Origin of the sequence: Streptomyces sp. NBC_01288 (assembly GCF_035982055.1) — a bacterium.
Lineage (GTDB): Bacteria > Actinomycetota > Actinomycetes > Streptomycetales > Streptomycetaceae > Streptomyces.
On record NZ_CP108427.1, the window covers coordinates 1922567 to 1939698 of the forward strand.

Here is a 17132-nt window from a genome sequence, read left to right on the forward strand (position 1 = left end):
GGTCAGCGGGGCCGTCTGCCCGCGGTGAGCAGATGTCCGCTGGTGCCGAGCAGCGTGGGCTCGGACTCGATCCGGCGGGTGGCCGCCAGGACGGCCTCGCGGCGGTCGGGGTCGTCCAGCCAGTCCTCGATGCCGCCCATCAGCCAGGCGACGCCTTCGAGGCCGTACTGGCCCTCGACGGTCAGGCCGGTCTCCGCGAACTCCTCGGGGGCCTCGTGCGGTCGGGCGAAGTAGGCGGTCGTGAAGAGGCCGCCGTCCTGGGAGTCGTGGCGTCCCTCCTCCGTCTCCCGGTCGACCCGCGCGCGGTGCGGGGCGGTGAAGTACAGCTCCTGCTTGAGCAGGTCGTGCAGGCCCGCGAACCGGTTGATCGTCACCGCGACCACCAGACCGCCCGGCCGCACCACCCGACGCGCCTCGCTCAACGCCCGTACCCGGTCGGCCCGTTCGGGCAGGTGGTACAGCGGTCCGAGCAGCAGCACCACGTCGTACGAGGTGTCTTCGGCGGGCAGCGCTCTGGCGTCCCCGGCGCGGGCGTCGACCCCGGGCAGCCGGCCCGCCTGTTCCACGTGCAGCGGTACGGGGTCGACGAGTCGGACCTCGTACCCGTCCCGCGCGAGCCACTCGGCATGGATACCGCTGCCTCCACCGACGTCCAGCAGCTTCGCGGGGGCCGCCGGGAGCAGCCGCCGCAGCACGTCCTGGGTGCGCCAGAACTCCAGCCTGTCGGAGCCCTGTCTGAGGCGGCCGTCCTCCTTGCCCTGGGCGTAGTAGTCGAGGATCTCCTCGCGAACACCGACGGCGGGGTCCTGCGCGCGTGTCGTCTCGGTCATCGCCCCAGGGTGCGATCCGGCGTGTCCGCCTCGCAACGGGATTCCGGCGTGCGGGCCGTCACCAGCCCCGACTCGTAGGCGAACACGACGAGTTGGGCGCGGTCCCGGGCTCCGAGCTTCGTCATCGCCCGGCTGATGTGGGTCTTCGCCGTGAACGGGCTGATGACCATGTGGGCGGCGATCTCCTCGTTGGTGAGACCGCGCGCGGCCAGCGCGGTGACCTCGCGCTCGCGGCGGGTGAGGTGTTCCAGGCCGGAGGGGGTGGAGCGGTCCGGGGGCCGGGACACGAACTCGCCGATGAGGGTGCGGGTGACGGCCAGGGAGAGGAGTGCCTCGCCGCCGGCCACGATCGCGATCGCCTGGAGCAGGTCCGCCGGGTCGGTGTCCTTGAGGAGGAAGCCGCTGGCGCCCGCGCGCAGCGCCTCGAAGACGTACTCGTCCAGGCCGTAGTTGGTGAGGATGACGACCCGGACGGCGGAGAGTGCCGGGTCGGCGGCGATGCGGCGGGTGGCCTCGATGCCCGTCATCACCGGCATCTGTACGTCGATCAGCGCGATGTCCGGGAGTTGTGCGCGGACGAGGGCCAGGCCCTGTTCGCCGTCGGCCGCCTCGCCGACGACCTCGATGCCCTCCTCGGCGTCGAGCAGGGCGCGGAAGCCCGCGCGCATCAGGGCCTGGTCGTCGACGACCGCGACCCGGATCATCCCGCCTCCCCCAGCGGCAGTTCGGCCCGGACCGAGAAGCCGCCCTCCGCGCGCGGGGCGGTGTGCAGGGTGCCGCCCAGCGCGCTGACGCGCTCGCGCATGCCGGTGAGGCCGATGCCCGGTTTCGGCGGGCAGTCGGGGTCGGCGGCCCCGTCGTCCTCGACCTGTATCGTCAAGTCCTCGTCGCCGTAGTCGAGTTGGACGTTGACCTTTGCCGGGCCCGCGTGCCGGGCCGCGTTGGTGAGGGCCTCCTGGACGATGCGGTACACCGCGCGGTCGACCGTCGCGGCGAGGGGGCGTTCCTCGCCGGTCACCGCGAGTTCGACGGCGAGGCCGGCCGCGCAGGCCCGCTCGACGAGCAGCGCGGGGGTGCCGGTGGGCTCCTCGGTGGTGCGCAGGATCTCCAGGGTGGCCCGCAGTTCGCGCATCGCCTCACCGCCCGCCTCCTGGATGGCGAGCAGCGCGGGCGGCACCTCTTCGCCGCGCTTGCGGGCGAGGTGGACGGCGACTCCCGCCTGGAGCTTGACGATCGAGATGCTGTGGGTGAGGGAGTCGTGCAACTCCCGCGCGATGCGCAGGCGTTCCTCGCCCGCGCGCCGCAACGCGACCTCCTCGCGGGTGCGTTCGGCCTCCAGGGCGCGCTGTTCGGTCTGGCGCAGATACGCCTGCCAGTTGCGGTCGGCGAGGCCGGTGACCACCGCGCACAGGAACCAGCCGGCCAGCAGCGCGGTCCGCTCGACCACCTGCTGGGTCGTCGGCCCGGTCGCGAAGTACGCCACCAGGAACACCCCGCCGCCCACGGCCGCCGTACCGCGGTGTCCCGCGCGGGCCGCCGTGTGCATGGCGGCGAAGACGGGCAGACCGGCGACCGGCCCCGGGTGGGCGTGCAGGACGTAGGCCGCCTCCGTCGCCGTGGTCACGGCGAGGACCGCTCTCGGAGCCGTCTGGTAGAACGCCAGCGCCGCCGCAGCGAAGGCCATCAGCACGTAGTCGACGGCGGTCGTGTCCGCGTCGAAGGCCGCGACCGTCACGACGAGGCCGCCGATCACGACCGCGAGGGACGCGTCGGCGAGCCGCCTGCGTGGGGTCACATCGACCGGATACCCGCTCATGTCCGCACACTAGACCGCCGCGCCGACACGGGCGTCAGCCCTGTGGACAACTCCTGGACTACTCCCCCCGCAGTAGTCCGCGCCGCCCCGGACCTCCCCGTCGTAGCCTCAACTGCCTTCGCCCGTACGACGACCCGGCCCGCCCCCGCGGCGCACGCTGCTGCCATGCCCACACCCTTCCGGCACACTCAGCCCCCGTCGCCGAAGTCCGCCACCGGCCGCACCGCCGAGGTCTTCGAGCAGATCGCCGTCGACTTCGGGATCGAACGGCCCCCGACCTTCGTGGTCCTCTCCTCCGCGCCCGAACTCCTCGCGCCCGCCTGGGCGTTGATGCGGGAGTCGCTGATCGCGGGCGCCGGCAGCCGCACCGGCAGGGAGCTGGCCGCGCTCGGTGTCTCACTCGCCAACAAGTGCCCGTTCTGCGCGGACGCGCACACCGTCCTGCTGCACGCCACCGGCGACCACGCCCTCGCCGAGCACCTGGCCCGGGGCGGCACCCCGGAGAACGAGGAGCACGCGCGCGTGCTCGACTGGGGCCGCCGGACGCGGGTCCCGGGTGCGGCCCTCACGCCGTACCCGTTCCCGCGCGAGCAGGCGCCCGCCTACCTGGGGACCGCCCTCGCCTTCCACTTCATCAACCGCGTCGTGTCGGCCCTGCTGACCGAACAGCTCCTCCCGGGCAACGCCCAGCGCTTCCGGGCCGTCCGGAGCCTCGCGGGCCGCAGCGTCGCCCGCACCGTGCGCCGAAGTGCCGTACCGGGAGCGGCACTTCCCCTGCTCGACGCGCCGGGCCCCGGCCCGGACTGGGCGGCCGGAACGCCGGTGGGCCCGGCCTACGACGCGTTGCGTACGGCCGCGCACGTGGGCACCGAGCTGCTCGACGCCGACGACCGGACGCTCGTACGGGAGACGCTGTGGGCCTGGGACGGTTCGCATCCGCCGGTCGTCCTGCGCGGCTTCCCGAACCGGCGGGAGCGGCCCGCGGCGCGCCTCGCGGTGCTGGCCGCGCTCGCGCCGTACCGGATCACGGAGGAGGATGTCGCCGCCTGGCGCGGGGCGCGGCACAGTGACGCGAGTCTCGTGCGGCTGATCGCGTACGGGGCGTTCGCGGCCGTCGAACGGATCGAGACGACGATGCGCGTGCCCGTCACCCGGCCCTGATGCACCCACAAGGGAGGGACATTTGGGGACACACAGCCCGTCGACAGTGAGGCACTGTCACCGCACAGGCACGGAGCGAGTTCACACTTCCGCCTCACAGGCAGTCATGTGACACTGGCCGTCCCCGTCCGCAGTGCGGACCCGCTCCGCACGTGATCCCCCACGAGAAGTGCGACTTGCGTTCTCTTCCTCTGCCGCTCGCTCTCACCGCGCGTCTGTCGCCGGTCGTCGTGCTCGCCGCGATGGGCTGGGCCCTGACGTCCGGGCCGTTCGCCGCGACGACGACCGCCGACCACAAGTCGACGCCCGAGGCCGGCGCCTCGTCCGGGACCTCGGCCCCGTCGACGGCACCCGTGGCCAAGACGTACTCCACCTCCCCCGCCCCGTGCGGAAGCGTGGCGGTGGCGACGATCAAGTCGCTGGTGCCGGGCGCGAAGACGGCCGGCAAGGAGATCCCGTCGACGGACACGCAGGTGCGCCGCACCTGCTCGTGGAACGCGCTCAAGGGGTACGACTACCGCTGGCTCGACGTGTCGTACGAGATCACGGAATCGGACGCGGCGGCACAGAAGTCGTACACCGAGACGACTACGGAGAAGAGCGGCGGCGGCGCGGTTCCCGGACTCGGCGACCAGGCCTACTCCATCGTGAACCTCACCACAGAGGACAAGCAGCAGACGCGTGAGGGCACGGTCGTCGTCCGCGCGGGCAACGCGCTGGTGACCATCACGTACAACGGCAGCGACTTCGAGAACAAGAAGGCGCCGAGTACGGACGTCATCAACAAGGGTGCGATCAAGGCCGCCAAGGAGGCGGTGACCGCGCTGGAGGGCGGCAAGGCCAGCTAGCCTCGGCCGCCCCCCGAGTCGCGGAGTCCTTACGCCTCGACGGTCTCCGGTGCCGCTTCCGGCACCGGTTCCGTCCGCTTTCCGGTCAGCAACGTGAGGACTACGTAGAGCAGCATCGACGTGCCCAGGCCCACGGCCCAGCCGTAGTCGGCGAGCGAGGACAGGGCCGGGATGGGCCGGCCGTCGATCAGCGGGTGGAAGTCGGCGCCGCCGACGGCGAGCACGCCACCCACCACGAAGGCGACGACGGCCCGCCAGTTCCAGCCGCCGTCGTACCAGTAGCGGCCGCCCTTGCGGTACAGGTCGGCGAGGTCGAGCTTGCCGCGGCGCAGGATCCAGTAGTCGGCGATGAGGATGCCGGCGACCGTGCCGAGCAGACCGCCGACCAGGCCGAGCCAGGTGAAGATGTAGCCCTGCGGGTCGGAGTACAGCTTCCAGGGGAAGATCAGCACCGCGAGGACGCTGGTCACCAGGGCGCCGGTGCGGAAACTGATCTTCCGGGGCGCGATGTTGGAGAAGTCGAAGGCAGGCGAGACCAGGTTGGCCGCGATGTTCACGGACAGGGTCGCGACCAGCACGGTCACCAGCGCGTACAGCAGGCCCACGACGTTGTCCGTCTTCGCCGCCAGCTGCACCGGGTCCCAGATCGCCGTGCCGTAGACGGCCTGCGAACCGGAGGTGACCATGACCGACAGGAACGCGAACAGGGTCATCGTGGTCGGCAGTCCGAGCGCCTGGCCCCATGTCTGGGCCTTCTGGCTCTTGCCGTAGCGGGTGAAGTCCGGGATGTTCAGGGACAACGTGGACCAGAACCCGATCATGCCCATCAGGGAGGGCCAGAACAGCTTCCAGAAGCTGCCGCCCCAACCCAGCTTCGACGGCTGGTCGAAGAGCGGGCCGAAGCCGCCGGCCTTGTCGCTCATCCACCACAGCATCACGAAGGCGCCGACGAGCACGAAGGGCGCCGCCCAGTTCTCGAAGCGGCGGATCGTCTCCATACCCCGGTAGATGATGGCCACTTGGAGCACCCAGAACAGCGCGAACGACAGCCACATCGTCCAGGCGTACCCGCCGATGTGCGAGGCGTCGGCCCAACTGTCCCCGATCAGCTTGCCGGCGAGGAAGAAGATCGCCTCACCGCCGATCCAGGTCTGGATGCCGAACCAGCCACAGGCCACCAACGCCCGTACGACAGCGGGGAGGTTGGCGCCGCGCACGCCGAACGAGGCACGCGCGAAGACCGGGAAGGGGATGCCGTACTTCGGCCCCGCGTGCCCGGTGAGCAGCATCGGCACGAGCACGATCAGGTTGGCCAGGGCGATGGTGAACACCGCCTGCTTCCAGTCCATGCCGACGGCGATGAGACCCGAAGCAAGCGTCCAGGAGGCCGTGTTGTGGGCCATGCCGACCCACAGTGCGGAAAAGTTGTACGTGGTCCAGGTGCGCTTCTCGACGGGAACCGGGAGCAGATCGTCGTTGGCGTAAGGACCGCTGGGCAGCGGAGACCCCGGGGCGAGCTCCACCCGCCCGTCGGCGAGGGTGACTTGAGCGGTCGGCGGTATGGCCGCGGGAGCGGTGTCGGTCATGGGCAGGCCAATCAAACGAGGGGCGGATCCGGAAAGGCCGTGCGGGGGCTGGGCGGGGCCGGGGAAGGGCGGGTGCGTTCCCGCGTCGTTCGGTGCGTGCTCTCGGCGTGCCGGGCGAAGGTCCTCGTGGCGGAGCTACTTGGGCCTTCGCCCGGTGCGGCGAGAGTGCGTGCCGGGCGTCGTGGGGGCGTGCCTGCCCTTCCCCGGCCCCGCCACCCCCCTCCCCAGGACGGTGGGGAGGGGGAGAACTGGAGTGGGGGGACGGGGAGTTGAGCGGTGGTGCGGGTGTGCGTCAGGCGTTGACGGCCGGGATGATCTTCGACCCGTAGGCGTCGATCGTGGCCTCCTGCGCGTCGTGCATGTCGTAGACGGCGAACTGGTCGACGCCCAACTCGCGCAGGGCGTTGAGCTTTTCGATCTGCTTCTCGGCCGATCCGATGATGCAGAACCGGTCGACGATCTCGTCGGGCACGAAGGCGGTGTCGGGGTTGTCGGAGCGACCGTGGTGCGAATAGTCGTACCCCTCACGGGCCTTGATGTAGTCCGTGAGTTCGTCGGGTACGGCGGCGGAGTGCTCGCCGTACTTGGCGACGAGGTCGGCGACGTGGTTGCCGACCATGCCGCCGAACCAGCGGCACTGGTCGCGCGCGTGGGCGAGCGCCTCGGGCGAGTCGTCCTCGGTGACGTAGGCCGGGGCGGCGACGCAGATCTTGACCTCGGACGGATCGCGTCCGGCGGCGACGGCCGCGTCCTTGACCGCCTTGACCATGTACTCGGTGAGGTAGAGGTCCGAGAGCTGGAGGATGAAGCCGTCGGCCTCCTCGCCGGTCATCTTCAGCGCCTTGGGGCCGTACGCGGCCATCCAGACCGGGAGTTGGGCGTCCTCCTTGGCCCAGGGGAACTTGATGACCGTGCCGCCGAGGTCCGCCTCCTGGCCGGAGCCGAGCGCCCTGATGACCTTCATGGCCTCGCTGATCCGGGCCAGGGTGTTGGGAGTCCGGCCCGCCACCCGCATCGCGGAGTCGCCGCGGCCGATACCGCAGACCGTGCGGTTGCCGAACATGTCGTTCAGGGTGGCGAAGGTGGAGGCGGTGACCTCCCAGGTGCGGGTGCCCGGGTTGGTGACCATCGGGCCGACCGTCAACTTCGTGGTGTTGGCCAGGATCTGACTGTAGATCACGAACGGCTCCTGCCACAGCACGGCGGAGTCGAAGGTCCAGCCGTAGGTGAAGCCGTTGCGCTCGGCGCGCTTCATCAGGCTGATGACCCGCGAGGCCGGCGGGTCGGTTTGGAGTACGAGTCCGAAGTCCATTGGCGCCGCTCCTAGTTGAGGTACTGGCTGGTGGCACGCGGGGTGTAGACGCCGTGGCCCGCGTGCCCGGTGTACTCCCGCTCGGTGATGACGGGTTCGCCGCGCGAGAGGACGGTCTCGACGCGGCCGGTGAGGCGCTTGCCCTCGTACGCCGAGTAGTCGACGTTCATGTGGTGGGTCTCGGCGGAGACGGTCTGCTCGGCGTGCGGGTCGTAGATGACGACGTCGGCGTCCGCGCCCGGGGCGATGGTGCCCTTCTTCGGGTAGAGGCCGAACATCCGCGCCGGGGAGGCGCAGGCGATCTCGATCCAGCGGCGGCGGCTGATGTGCCCGTCGACGACGCCCTGGTGGAGCAGGTCCATGCGGTTCTCGACGCCCGGCATGCCGTTCGGGATCTTCGAGAAGTCGCCCCGGCCCAGCTCCTTCTGGCCCACGAAGCAGAAGGGGCAGTGGTCGGTGGAGACCACCTGGAGGTCGTTGGTGCGCAGGCCCTGCCAGAGCTTGGCCTGGTGCTCCTTCGGCCGAAGGGGCGTGCTGCACACGTACTTCGCGCCCTCGAAGTCGGGCTCGGCGAGGTTGTCCGTCGACAGGAACAGGTACTGCGGACAGGTCTCGCCGAAGACGGGGAGGCCCTCGTCGCGTGCCCGGGCGATCTCGGCGACCGCCTCCATCGCGGAGACATGCACGACGTAGAGAGGTGCTCCGGCGACCTGGGCGAGCTTGATGGCGCGGTGGGTGGCCTCGGCTTCGAGGAGGGCCTTGCGGACCTCGCCGTGGTAGCGGGGGTCCCGCTCGCCGCGGGCCAGCGCCTGCTCGACGAGGACGTCGATCGCGATGCCGTTCTCGGCGTGCATCATGATCAACCCGCCGTTGTCGGCGGCGCGTTGCATGGCGCGCAGGATCTGGCCGTCGTCGCTGTAGAAGACGCCCGGGTAGGCCATGAACTGCTTGAAGGAGGTGACGCCCTCCTGCACCAGCAGGTCCATCTCCTTGAGGGTGTCCTCGTTGACGTCGGACACGATCATGTGGAAGCCGTAGTCGATGGCGCAGTTGCCCTCGGCCTTGGCGTGCCAGGCGTCGAGGCCCTCGCGGAGGGCTCCGCCGACGCTCTGGATGGCGAAGTCGACGATGGTCGTCGTACCGCCCCAGGCGGCGGCCCGGGTGCCGGTCTCGAAGGTGTCGGCCGCCTTCGTTCCGCCGAACGGCATCTCCATGTGGGTGTGGGCGTCCACACCGCCCGGGATGACGTACTTCCCGGTGGCGTCGATGACCTTCTCGGCGGTCCAGCCCTCGGCGACGGTGGTGCCGGAGGCCGCGAGGGCGGCGATTCGGCCGTCCTCGATCAGGACGTCGGCGTGGAGTTCGTCGGACGCGGTGATGACTAGGCCGCCGCGGATTACGGTACGGGTGCTCATCGATTGACTCCGCTGGGTTGTGGTCGGGTGCGGGTCTGTGGGGGCTGGGCGCGCCTCGCGGCGAAGCCGCTAATGGACGCTGCCCCGCGCCCCTGAGGGAGCTGCGCTCCCCAGGGGCGCGAAAGCCCTGCCTGTCTTACGGGGCGGTCAGGGGGCCGTACGCGTCCGGGCGGCGGTCGCGGTAGAACTGCCAGCGGTCGCGGACCTCTCGGAGTTTCGCCAAGTCCAGGTCCCGGACGACGAGTTCGGGCTCCTTGTCGCTGGCCACCTCGCCGACGAACTGGGCCTCCGGGTCGACGAAGTAGGTCGTGCCGTAGAAGTCGTTGTCGCCCAACTCCTCTACGCCGACACGGTTGATGGCGCCGACGAAGTACTCGTTGGCGGCAGCAGCCGCGGGCTGCTCCAGCTGCCACAGGTAGGCGGACAGGCCGCGCGAGGTCGCCGACGGGTTGAAGACGATCTCGGCACCGGCGAGGCCCAACGCACGCCAGCCCTCCGGGAAGTGGCGGTCGTAGCAGATGTAGACGCCGATCTTGCCGACCTTGGTGTCGAAGATCGGCCAGCCGCTGTTGCCCGGGCGGAAGTAGAACTTCTCCCAGAATCCCGGTACTTGGGGGATGTGGTGCTTGCGGTACTTGCCGAGGTAGGAGCCGTCCGCGTCGATCACGGCGGCCGTGTTGTAGAGGACGCCGGGCTGCTCCTCCTCGTACATCGGCAGGACCAGGACGATGCCGTGCTCCTTGGCGAGCGCCTGGAAGCGCTTGACGATCGGGCCGTCCGGGATCGCCTCGGCGTACTCGTAGAACGCCTTGTCCTGGACCTGGCAGAAGTACGGTCCGTAGAACAGCTCCTGGAAGCACAGGACTTGAGCACCCTGCGCGGCCGCGTCGCGGACCGCCTGCTCGTGTACCTGGATCATGGACTCCTTGTCGCCCGTCCAGGCTGTCTGGAAGAGAGCGGCACGAATCACTGTGCTCATCGGGACCTCCGGTCGCTAGGTGTGTGAGGAGCCTAGGAAGTCCTGATGTCCGGTTTGAGTTGCACGGTGTCACGTCTGCGGGCGCGTGGCGTTCCACGGTGTCACCCTGTCGTGGGCGCATGTTTCACCGCCGTTTTCCCAGGTAGTCCCATGTTTCACCCCTGTTGCGCGTCGTGCGCGAGGAGCGCGATGTGCACCGACGCGGCCTGCTCGAAGTCGTCGAGGTCCACCCCGAGCCGCCCCTCTATCGCCTCCAGCCGGCGGTACAGCGCGGGCCGCGACACGTGGTGTAGCTGAGCCGTGCGCGACTTGTTGCGGCCGGTGGCCAGATACGTCCGCAGTACGGCGAGCAGGTCCTCGTCGGCCGCGCACAGCAGCCCGTCCAACTCCCGTTCGGCGAACGACTGCACCTGCGGGTCGTCCCTCAACAGCCGGATCAGGCCGCGCAGATGAACGTCCTTGAGGCGTACGACGGCGGGGAGGTCCAGGAGGTCCTTGGAGTCGGCCACGGCGTCGGCGACGTGCTGTGCCTCGCGCAGACCGGCGGGCACGTCGTCCCAGACGGTGCGCTGCCCGGCGGCGGCCACCACCGCCTTCAACGCCCCTGACTCGGTGCGCAGTCGGCTCGCGAAGTGCGCGGCGAGGGCGTCCGCGTCCTGGTCGCGGGGCAGGCTGAGGAGGACGGCGGTGACACCGTCGGCCAGTTCGGCGACGAGTCCGGGGAGCCCCAACAGCCGTAGCACCCGGTCGAGTTGGGCCGCGTCGCCGTCGCGTACGACCATCGGGACGAAGGTGCGCCGGTTGACCGGGAGTCCGGCCGCGCGGGCGCGGGGCAGGAGCTGGCGGGCCGGCACGACACCGCTCGCGAGGTCGGTCATCAGGCTCTGGGCGGACTGTTCCTCCCAGGTGTGGGCGGAGCCGCCGAGCATGCGGTGCAGGACGAGGGCCTCGGCGGCGCGGTCGGCGAGGAGGCGTCCGGTGGCGGTGTCGCCGCGGTAGCCGCACAGCATGATCTGGCCCCAGCGTTCGCCGCGTCCGCCCAGTTCGGCGCGGATCCAGCCGTCGCCCTCGCTGCCGCCGGCCTGCCGCGAGATGCGCTCCCAGTCGCGCAGCACGTCGTCGACGGCCGACCGCTCCCCCGCCGTGGCGAGGACGCGGTGGGCGAGGTTGGTGACGACGACCGGACAGGCGCTGTGCCCGGCGATCTCGTCGAGCAGGCTCTGGAGCGGGGCGCCGCCAGTGATGAGTCCGGTGAGCGCGGTCCGTACGGCCTCGGAGAGGCTGACGGCGGCGAACTTCCGCCGCACCAGCCGGGATTGGACCTCTTCCGTCAACTCCGCGAAGGGGAAGGGGCGGTGGAGCACCACCATGGGCAGCCCGCACCGCTCGGCGGCCCGGCGCATCACGTCCGGCGGGGCGGGGAACGCGCGACCGAGCCCCAGGACCACGGCGGATGCCTCCGCGCGGTGCAGGGACTGGATGTACTCGGCCTGGGCGGCCTCGTCACCGGCGAGGAGCACGCCGGTGGTGAGGACCATCTCGCCGCCGGTGAGCATCACGCCGACGTCGGCGGCCTCGGCGACGTGCACCCAGCGCACGGGCCGGTCGAGTTGGCTCGCGCCGGCCACCACCTCGGGTTCCCCGGCGAGGACCCGTTCCAGGCCGAGGATCTGGCGCACCGACAGGGCGGGCTCCAGGGCGTCCAGGGTTCGCGGGGTTCCCAAGGAGGTGGTCATGACGGTCTTCCCTTGTTCAGCGTGCTCCGCGGAGCCCGTTGTGCTCTACTGCGTGCTCCTCAGAGCCTGTTCGAGGATCGCGGCGCCCTCCTCGGCCTCCGCGACGGTCAGGGACAGCGGTGGGGCGATGCGCAGGGCGCTGGTGTTGTGTCCGCCGCCCTTGCCGATCAACAGGCCGCCCTCGCGGGCCGCTTCGAGTACGGCGGACGCGGCATCCGGGTCGGCCTCGTCGGTGCCCGGTTTCACCAGCTCGATGCCGATCATCAGCCCGCGCCCGCGCACTTCCCGTACACCGGGATGCTGGGCGACGACGGCCCGTAGCCGCTCGATGAGGAGGCCGCCGACGCGCCGGGCGTTGCCCTGGAGGTCGTGCTCCAACAGGTAGGTCAGGTTGGCGAGGCCGGCCGCCATGGTGATCTGGGTGCCGCCGAAGGTCGAAATGCTGTTGGAGTCGAGGCAGTTCATGATCTCGGCGCGGGCGACGACTCCGCCGATGGACATGCCGTTGCCGATGCCCTTGGCGAAGGTGAGGATGTCCGGCGGCCCGTTCTCCGCGTGCGCCTGCCAGCCCCAGAAGTGGTCGCCGGTACGCCCCCAGCCGGTCTGCACCTCGTCGGCGATCCACAACACCCCGCGCTCGGCGAGGACTTCACGGAAGGCGGCGTAGAGGCCGTCGGGCGGGGAGGTGAACCCGCCCACGCCCTGCACCGGTTCGGCGATCAGGGCGGCGGGCGGGCGGACGTGACCGAGGAGATCCTTCAGGTCCTCGACACAGGCCGCGATGAACTCGGCGTCGTTCAGGTCGGCGTAGGGACCGCGGGTCCGAACACCCCCGTGGACGTACAGCGTCTGGAGCGGGGACAGCGAGGTCGGGGACCAGCCGCGGTTGCCGGTGATGCCGACCGAGCTGAAGGAGCGGCCGTGGTAGCTGTTGCGCATGGCCAGGATCTGGTTGCTCTTGCGGTACGACGTCGCCAGCATCAGGGCGGTGTCGTTGGCCTCGGTCCCCGAGGTGGTGAAGAAGACGCGGGCGTCGGGGATGCCGGACAACTGGGCGACGTGCTCGGCGAGTTCGACCATCGGCCGGTTGAGGTAGAGCGTGGACGAGTGGATGATCCGCCCGGCCTGCTCGCTGACCGCCTTGGTGACCTCGGGGAGCGCGTGCGCGGTCATGGTGGTGAGGATGCCGCCGAAGAAGTCGAGGTACTTGTTGCCCTCGGCGTCCCAGACATGCCGGCCCTCGCCGTGCGTGAGCTCCAACGGGTCTTGGTAGTACAGGGCGAGCCAGTCGGGGAGCACGTCCCGGTGGCGTCCCAGCAGGTCCTTGGTCACGGCTGCACCAACCCTTCGTAGGCGTCGGGACGCCGGTCGCGGTAGAACGCCCACTGCTGGCGAACTTCCTCGATCAACCCGAAGTCCAGGTCGCGCACGACGAGTTCCTCGTCCTTGTCGCTTGCGACCTCGCCGACGAACTGGCCCCGCGGGTTGACGAAGTACGACGTCCCGTAGAAGTCGTTGTCCCCGTACTCCTCCTGTCCCACACGGTTGATCGCGGCGATGAAGTACTCGTTGGCGACGGCGGCGGCCGGCTGCTCCAGCTGCCAGAGGTAGGCGGAGAGGCCGCGCGAGGTGGCGGACGGGTTGTAGACCAACTGGGCGCCGTTGAGCCCGAGTTGACGCCAGCCCTCGGGGAAGTGGCGGTCGTAGCAGATGTAGACACCGACCTTGCCGACGGCGGTGTCGAAGACGGGCCAGCCCGCGTTGCCCGGCCTGAAGTAGTACTTCTCCCAGAAGCCCTTGACCTGCGGGATGTGGTGCTTGCGGTACTTGCCGAGGAAGGTGCCGTCGGCGTCGATCACGGCCGCGGTGTTGTAGTAGAAGCCGTCCTGCTCGACCTCGAAGACCGGGACGACGATCACCATGCCGGTCTCGCGCGCGAGCTGTTGCATACGGCGCACGGTCGGCCCGTCGGGCACCGGCTCGGCCCAGCTGTAGTGCTCGGGTTCCTGGACCTGACAGAAGTAGGGGGCGTTGAACACCTCCTGGAACCCGATGATCCGGGCGCCCTGGCGGGCCGCCTCGCGGGCGTGTTCCTCGTGTTTCGCCACCATGGACTCGGTGTCGCCGGTCCAGGTGGCCTGGACCAGAGCGGCGCGTACGACGTTGGCCATGAGCTGCTCCTTCGACGGGACGCCAGAGCCTCTACGCCCGTAGACAAGGCCGTAGAGGGATGAACGTAAGCCTCCGGAGGAGCCTTGCCAAGACCATCACCGTTAACCCGCGGAGTCGATCACGTTTCACCCTCCGGTGGGTGAGCCGCTGGGCCGGCTAGCCGGGCCGGGCCCCGCAGGGGCGCGGGGAACTGCGCGACCAGCCCCCACCGACGCGCGGCCAAAAAACCACGTACCCAACCGCTAACCCAGCGGAGCGCTCACGCGCTGAAGCCGGCCACTCGCAGGGCGTGGACGAGGTCCCAGTGGCATTCGTCCGAGGCGCCCTGGGCGGCCTCCACGAGGAGCGGTACGAGCTGCTGGGGGTCGGCCGCGACGCTGCGGGCCGCCTCCTCGGGGGTGCGGACCCGGACGTAGGCGTCAAGAAGCGCGTGGATCTCCCGGCGGCGCCCCTCCGCGGCCAGCGCGAGCACGGCCTCGCCTATCTCGCCCGCGGGACGGGCCACGCCCTGCCGCAGGATCTGCTCACCGTCCGCCGTACGGCCCGCCGCGACCAGCGCGTCCGCCGCGCCGACCAGCCGCTCGGCGGGCAGCGAGGCGGCCTCCCACAGCAGCGTCGCCCAGTCCGCGCCGAGCCCGGCGCGCTGCAACTCGGCCGCGAGCAGCGGGAAGCGCGCGGCGGGCCAGTACGCGGCCTCGACGAGCAGCGCGTGCGCCTCGCCGCTACGGCCCTCGCGGCGCAGCCCCACGAGCCGCTGCACGGCCTCCACGGTCGCCTGCCGCGCCTCCGCGTCCAACGGCTCCCGCTTCGGCTGCGCCCGCTCGACCGGCCGGGCGGCCCCGGCGAAACGGGCTCCGCGCGGGGTCCGGCGAGCGGCGGGCGCGGGAGCGGGGAGTTCCGGTACGACGGCCGCGGGGCCCGGGGCCGCGGTGGCAGCGTCGTCGTCCTCGGCCAGGCCGGCGAAGCGGGCGCTGCCTCGGCGGCGCTTGCGTTGCTTGGGGGCGGGGGCGGTGGTCTCGGCCTCGGCGTCGGCCTGGTCGGGGGTCTCGGTCTCGGTCGTAGGGGTGGCGGCGTCGGGGCTCGCGAGGTCGGCCCACGTGGGGTCCGGATCGCCGTAGCCGGGGTTCGCGCGCTCGAACTCCTCGTAGCCGTGGCGGGTGTCCGGGTTCCGGCCTTCGCGGTACGCCGCCTCGGCACCGTCGGAACTGCCGTATCCGCCCTGCGATCCGGTGACCGGCACCTGCTCGGTGTCGCGCTGGCGGGGCAGTCGGTGCGCGGCCTGGTTCCGGTCGTACGTGGCGCTGTTCTGGTCCTGGAACGGCTCGTCGACGCGGAACACGTTGCCGTGCCGGTCGCGGTGGACGGCCTGACCGCCCTGGAGGTGGACGCGGTTGTCCAACTGCTCGATGCGGGCGCGGAGTTCGGCGCAGCGGGCGGTGGCGCGATCGTGGTCGTCACGGGCCCAGGCGAGGTCGAGGCGGAGGGCGTCGGCCGCTTCCTGAGTGGTGGCGGAGTTGAGCAACCGCCCCAGCTTCGCCTGCGTTTCGGCCGCGTACTTCTGCTCACGGAGCATCACGTCGAGCCGATCGCTCAGCGCGTCCCGGCTGCCGGGCCGGACGTCGAACGCGGCGAGCGCGGCGGCGTGCAGAGCGCGGGCCCGCTCCTTCTCCTGGCTCGCGACACCGTGGCCGTACTCCGCGGCGAGGTCCTGAAGCAGCGCCTCCACGACGTCCCAGGGCGGTACCTCACGCCCGCTCAGACAAGCCTGCATGCCATCGGGATCACGCTGCCAGAACACTCCGCACCAGCCGCCGCCCTGGTCCAGGCGCGCCAGCAGTCCGTCGAGATAGTTCGCGAACTCCCGTACCTGTCCGGGGAGTTGATCCACAGCCATGCCCCAACTCCCGCCAGACCGGAATGCTCCGATCCGTAGAAAACACCATTTGTGTTACGACGCGGCTACGGAAGCTTTTCGAGCCGGGCGCAGAGATCTCGGAGCCTACGCCTCCCGACTGTGCGCCCGTCCGGTTGATGGGCGATCTGGCAACACCCGGGCGGGAAAGGGGGGAACCAGCGAACTCCGGGCAGGGCGAGAAGCGGCCCCGGCGCGGAACCGCGCACGAGCACCACAGGGCGGCACGCACCGGCCGTTCCGGCACACGTTCCCCACCAGGGCGCGGTCCGGTCACACTCTCCGCCTCAGGCCGCCAACGGCGCACACCTGACCACGAGTTCATCCATGGACAGCCCGAGCGCCTCGGCGAGGGCGGACACGGTGAAGAAGGCCGGCGTGGGAGCCCGGCCCGTCTCAATCTTGCGGAGGGTCTCCGCCGAGATGCCCGCGTGCGCCGCCACGTCCGTCATGCTCCGGCCACCACGGGCCTCGCGGAGCAGCCGGCCGAGCCGTTCGCCGCGTTCGCGCTCTTCGGGGGTGAGAGGGGTGCGTACCATGCCGTCATTCTAATACCGGTATAGTAATTGGCATGGTGGAACTGAAGACGGACACGTCTGTCGATGCGATGTACGAGGCGGGCCAGGTCGTGGCCCGTGCCCTCACGGCCGTGCGGGAGGCCGCCGACGTGGGCGTATCCCTGCTGGAACTGGACGAGGTGGCGCACGACGTGCTGCGCGCGGCCGGCGCGAGTTCGCCCTTCCTCGGCTATCGCCCCGCCTTCGCGCCCACCGCGTTCCCCGCGGTCATCTGCGCCTCCGTGAACGACGCGATCGTGCACGGCATCCCGGACGGCTACCGCCTCCTCGACGGCGACCTGGTCTCGATCGACTTCGGCGCCAAGCTGGGCGGCTGGGCCGGCGACTCGGCGATCAGCTTCATCGTCGGCGAGCCGCGCCCCGCCGACGTCCGCCTGATCGACGCCGCCGAGCGCGCCCTCGCGGCGGGCATCGAGGCGGCCGTGGTCGGCAATCGCATCGGCGACATCGCGCACGCGATCGGCACGGTGTGCCGCACCGCCGGCTACGGCATCATGGAGGACTTCGGCGGCCACGGCATCGGCCGCCAGATGCACGAGGACCCGGGCGTCCCGAACGAGGGCCGCCCCGGCCGCGGCCTCCCCCTCCGCCACGGCATGGTCATCGCGATCGAGCCCATGCTGATCGCGAGCGGCCGCGACGACTACCACGCGGCGAAGGACGGCTGGACCCTCAAGACAAACGACGGCTCAAGAGCGGCCCACGTGGAACACACGGTGGCGATCACGGAGGCGGGCCCAAGGGTGCTGACCGAGCGCCGCTAAGGGAAGCGCCCTGAAGGGGCGCG

The 17132-nt window shown here is 70.9% G+C and carries 15 protein-coding genes; 3 read left to right on the plus strand and 12 right to left on the minus strand.

The genetic code is table 11. The features are described 5' to 3' along the window. Nucleotides 1-2 precede the first annotated feature (2 nt). From OG194_RS08440 to OG194_RS08450, 3 genes are read right to left on the minus strand one after another with little or no spacing between them, the layout of a single operon-like run. Nucleotides 3-830, minus strand: coding sequence for a class I SAM-dependent methyltransferase (locus tag OG194_RS08440; protein WP_327400233.1), 828 nt, complete (start codon nucleotides 828-830; stop codon nucleotides 3-5). Next, the gene (locus OG194_RS08445; RefSeq protein WP_327400234.1) at nucleotides 827-1534 is read right to left on the minus strand and encodes a response regulator transcription factor; all 708 of its coding nucleotides are present in this window, start codon (nucleotides 1532-1534) and stop codon (nucleotides 827-829) included. Before OG194_RS08445 ends, OG194_RS08440 begins: the two co-directional genes overlap by 4 nt. After that, complete coding sequence (locus OG194_RS08450) at nucleotides 1531-2646, minus strand: sensor histidine kinase (protein WP_327400235.1); 1116 nt, start codon at nucleotides 2644-2646, stop codon at nucleotides 1531-1533. Before OG194_RS08450 ends, OG194_RS08445 begins: the two co-directional genes overlap by 4 nt. Before the next feature lie 165 nt (nucleotides 2647-2811). On the opposite strand from OG194_RS08450, the gene OG194_RS08455 reads away from it, so the two are divergent. Both OG194_RS08455 and OG194_RS08460 read left to right on the plus strand, forming a co-directional pair. Next, nucleotides 2812-3807 (plus strand): carboxymuconolactone decarboxylase family protein, encoded by a 996-nt coding sequence (locus OG194_RS08455; RefSeq protein ID WP_327400236.1) that lies wholly within the window; start codon nucleotides 2812-2814, stop codon nucleotides 3805-3807. Between the two features lie 176 nt (nucleotides 3808-3983). After that, complete coding sequence (locus OG194_RS08460) at nucleotides 3984-4655, plus strand: hypothetical protein (protein ID WP_327400237.1); 672 nt, start codon at nucleotides 3984-3986, stop codon at nucleotides 4653-4655. Nucleotides 4656-4684: 29 nt separating this feature from the next. On the opposite strand, the gene OG194_RS08465 is transcribed toward OG194_RS08460, so the two are convergent. The 9 genes from OG194_RS08465 to OG194_RS08505 form a co-directional block, all read right to left on the minus strand. Then, on the minus strand, nucleotides 4685-6241 hold the full coding sequence (locus OG194_RS08465; RefSeq protein WP_327400238.1) for an NCS1 family nucleobase:cation symporter-1: 1557 nt from the start codon (nucleotides 6239-6241) through the stop codon (nucleotides 4685-4687). 292 nt (nucleotides 6242-6533) lie between these two features. Further along, nucleotides 6534-7553: a TIGR03842 family LLM class F420-dependent oxidoreductase gene (locus OG194_RS08470; protein WP_327400239.1), complete on the minus strand. Its 1020-nt coding sequence runs from the start codon at nucleotides 7551-7553 to the stop codon at nucleotides 6534-6536. Between the two features lie 11 nt (nucleotides 7554-7564). Then, on the minus strand, nucleotides 7565-8968 hold the full coding sequence (gene hydA, locus OG194_RS08475) for a dihydropyrimidinase (protein ID WP_327400240.1): 1404 nt from the start codon (nucleotides 8966-8968) through the stop codon (nucleotides 7565-7567). A gap of 136 nt (nucleotides 8969-9104) precedes the next feature. Further along, nucleotides 9105-9947, minus strand: a complete 843-nt coding sequence (locus OG194_RS08480) for a nitrilase-related carbon-nitrogen hydrolase (RefSeq protein WP_019071248.1) — start codon at nucleotides 9945-9947, stop codon at nucleotides 9105-9107. Nucleotides 9948-10102: 155 nt separating this feature from the next. Continuing rightward, nucleotides 10103-11683, minus strand: coding sequence for a PucR family transcriptional regulator (locus tag OG194_RS08485; RefSeq protein WP_327400241.1), 1581 nt, complete (start codon nucleotides 11681-11683; stop codon nucleotides 10103-10105). A gap of 45 nt (nucleotides 11684-11728) precedes the next feature. Continuing rightward, nucleotides 11729-13015 (minus strand): aspartate aminotransferase family protein, encoded by a 1287-nt coding sequence (locus OG194_RS08490; protein WP_327400242.1) that lies wholly within the window; start codon nucleotides 13013-13015, stop codon nucleotides 11729-11731. Beyond that, nucleotides 13012-13854 (minus strand): nitrilase-related carbon-nitrogen hydrolase, encoded by an 843-nt coding sequence (locus OG194_RS08495; protein ID WP_327400243.1) that lies wholly within the window; start codon nucleotides 13852-13854, stop codon nucleotides 13012-13014. The genes OG194_RS08490 and OG194_RS08495 overlap by 4 nt, the downstream gene beginning before the upstream one ends. Nucleotides 13855-14114: 260 nt before the next feature. Then, nucleotides 14115-15749, minus strand: a complete 1635-nt coding sequence (locus OG194_RS08500; protein WP_327400244.1) for a hypothetical protein — start codon at nucleotides 15747-15749, stop codon at nucleotides 14115-14117. A 305-nt stretch (nucleotides 15750-16054) separates the two neighbouring features. Further along, on the minus strand, nucleotides 16055-16306 hold the full coding sequence (locus OG194_RS08505; protein ID WP_019062010.1) for a helix-turn-helix domain-containing protein: 252 nt from the start codon (nucleotides 16304-16306) through the stop codon (nucleotides 16055-16057). 32 nt (nucleotides 16307-16338) lie between these two features. On the opposite strand from OG194_RS08505, the gene map reads away from it, so the two are divergent. Then, nucleotides 16339-17109, plus strand: a complete 771-nt coding sequence (gene map, locus OG194_RS08510; protein WP_327400245.1) for a type I methionyl aminopeptidase — start codon at nucleotides 16339-16341, stop codon at nucleotides 17107-17109. The last annotated feature ends 23 nt before the right edge of the window (nucleotides 17110-17132 follow it).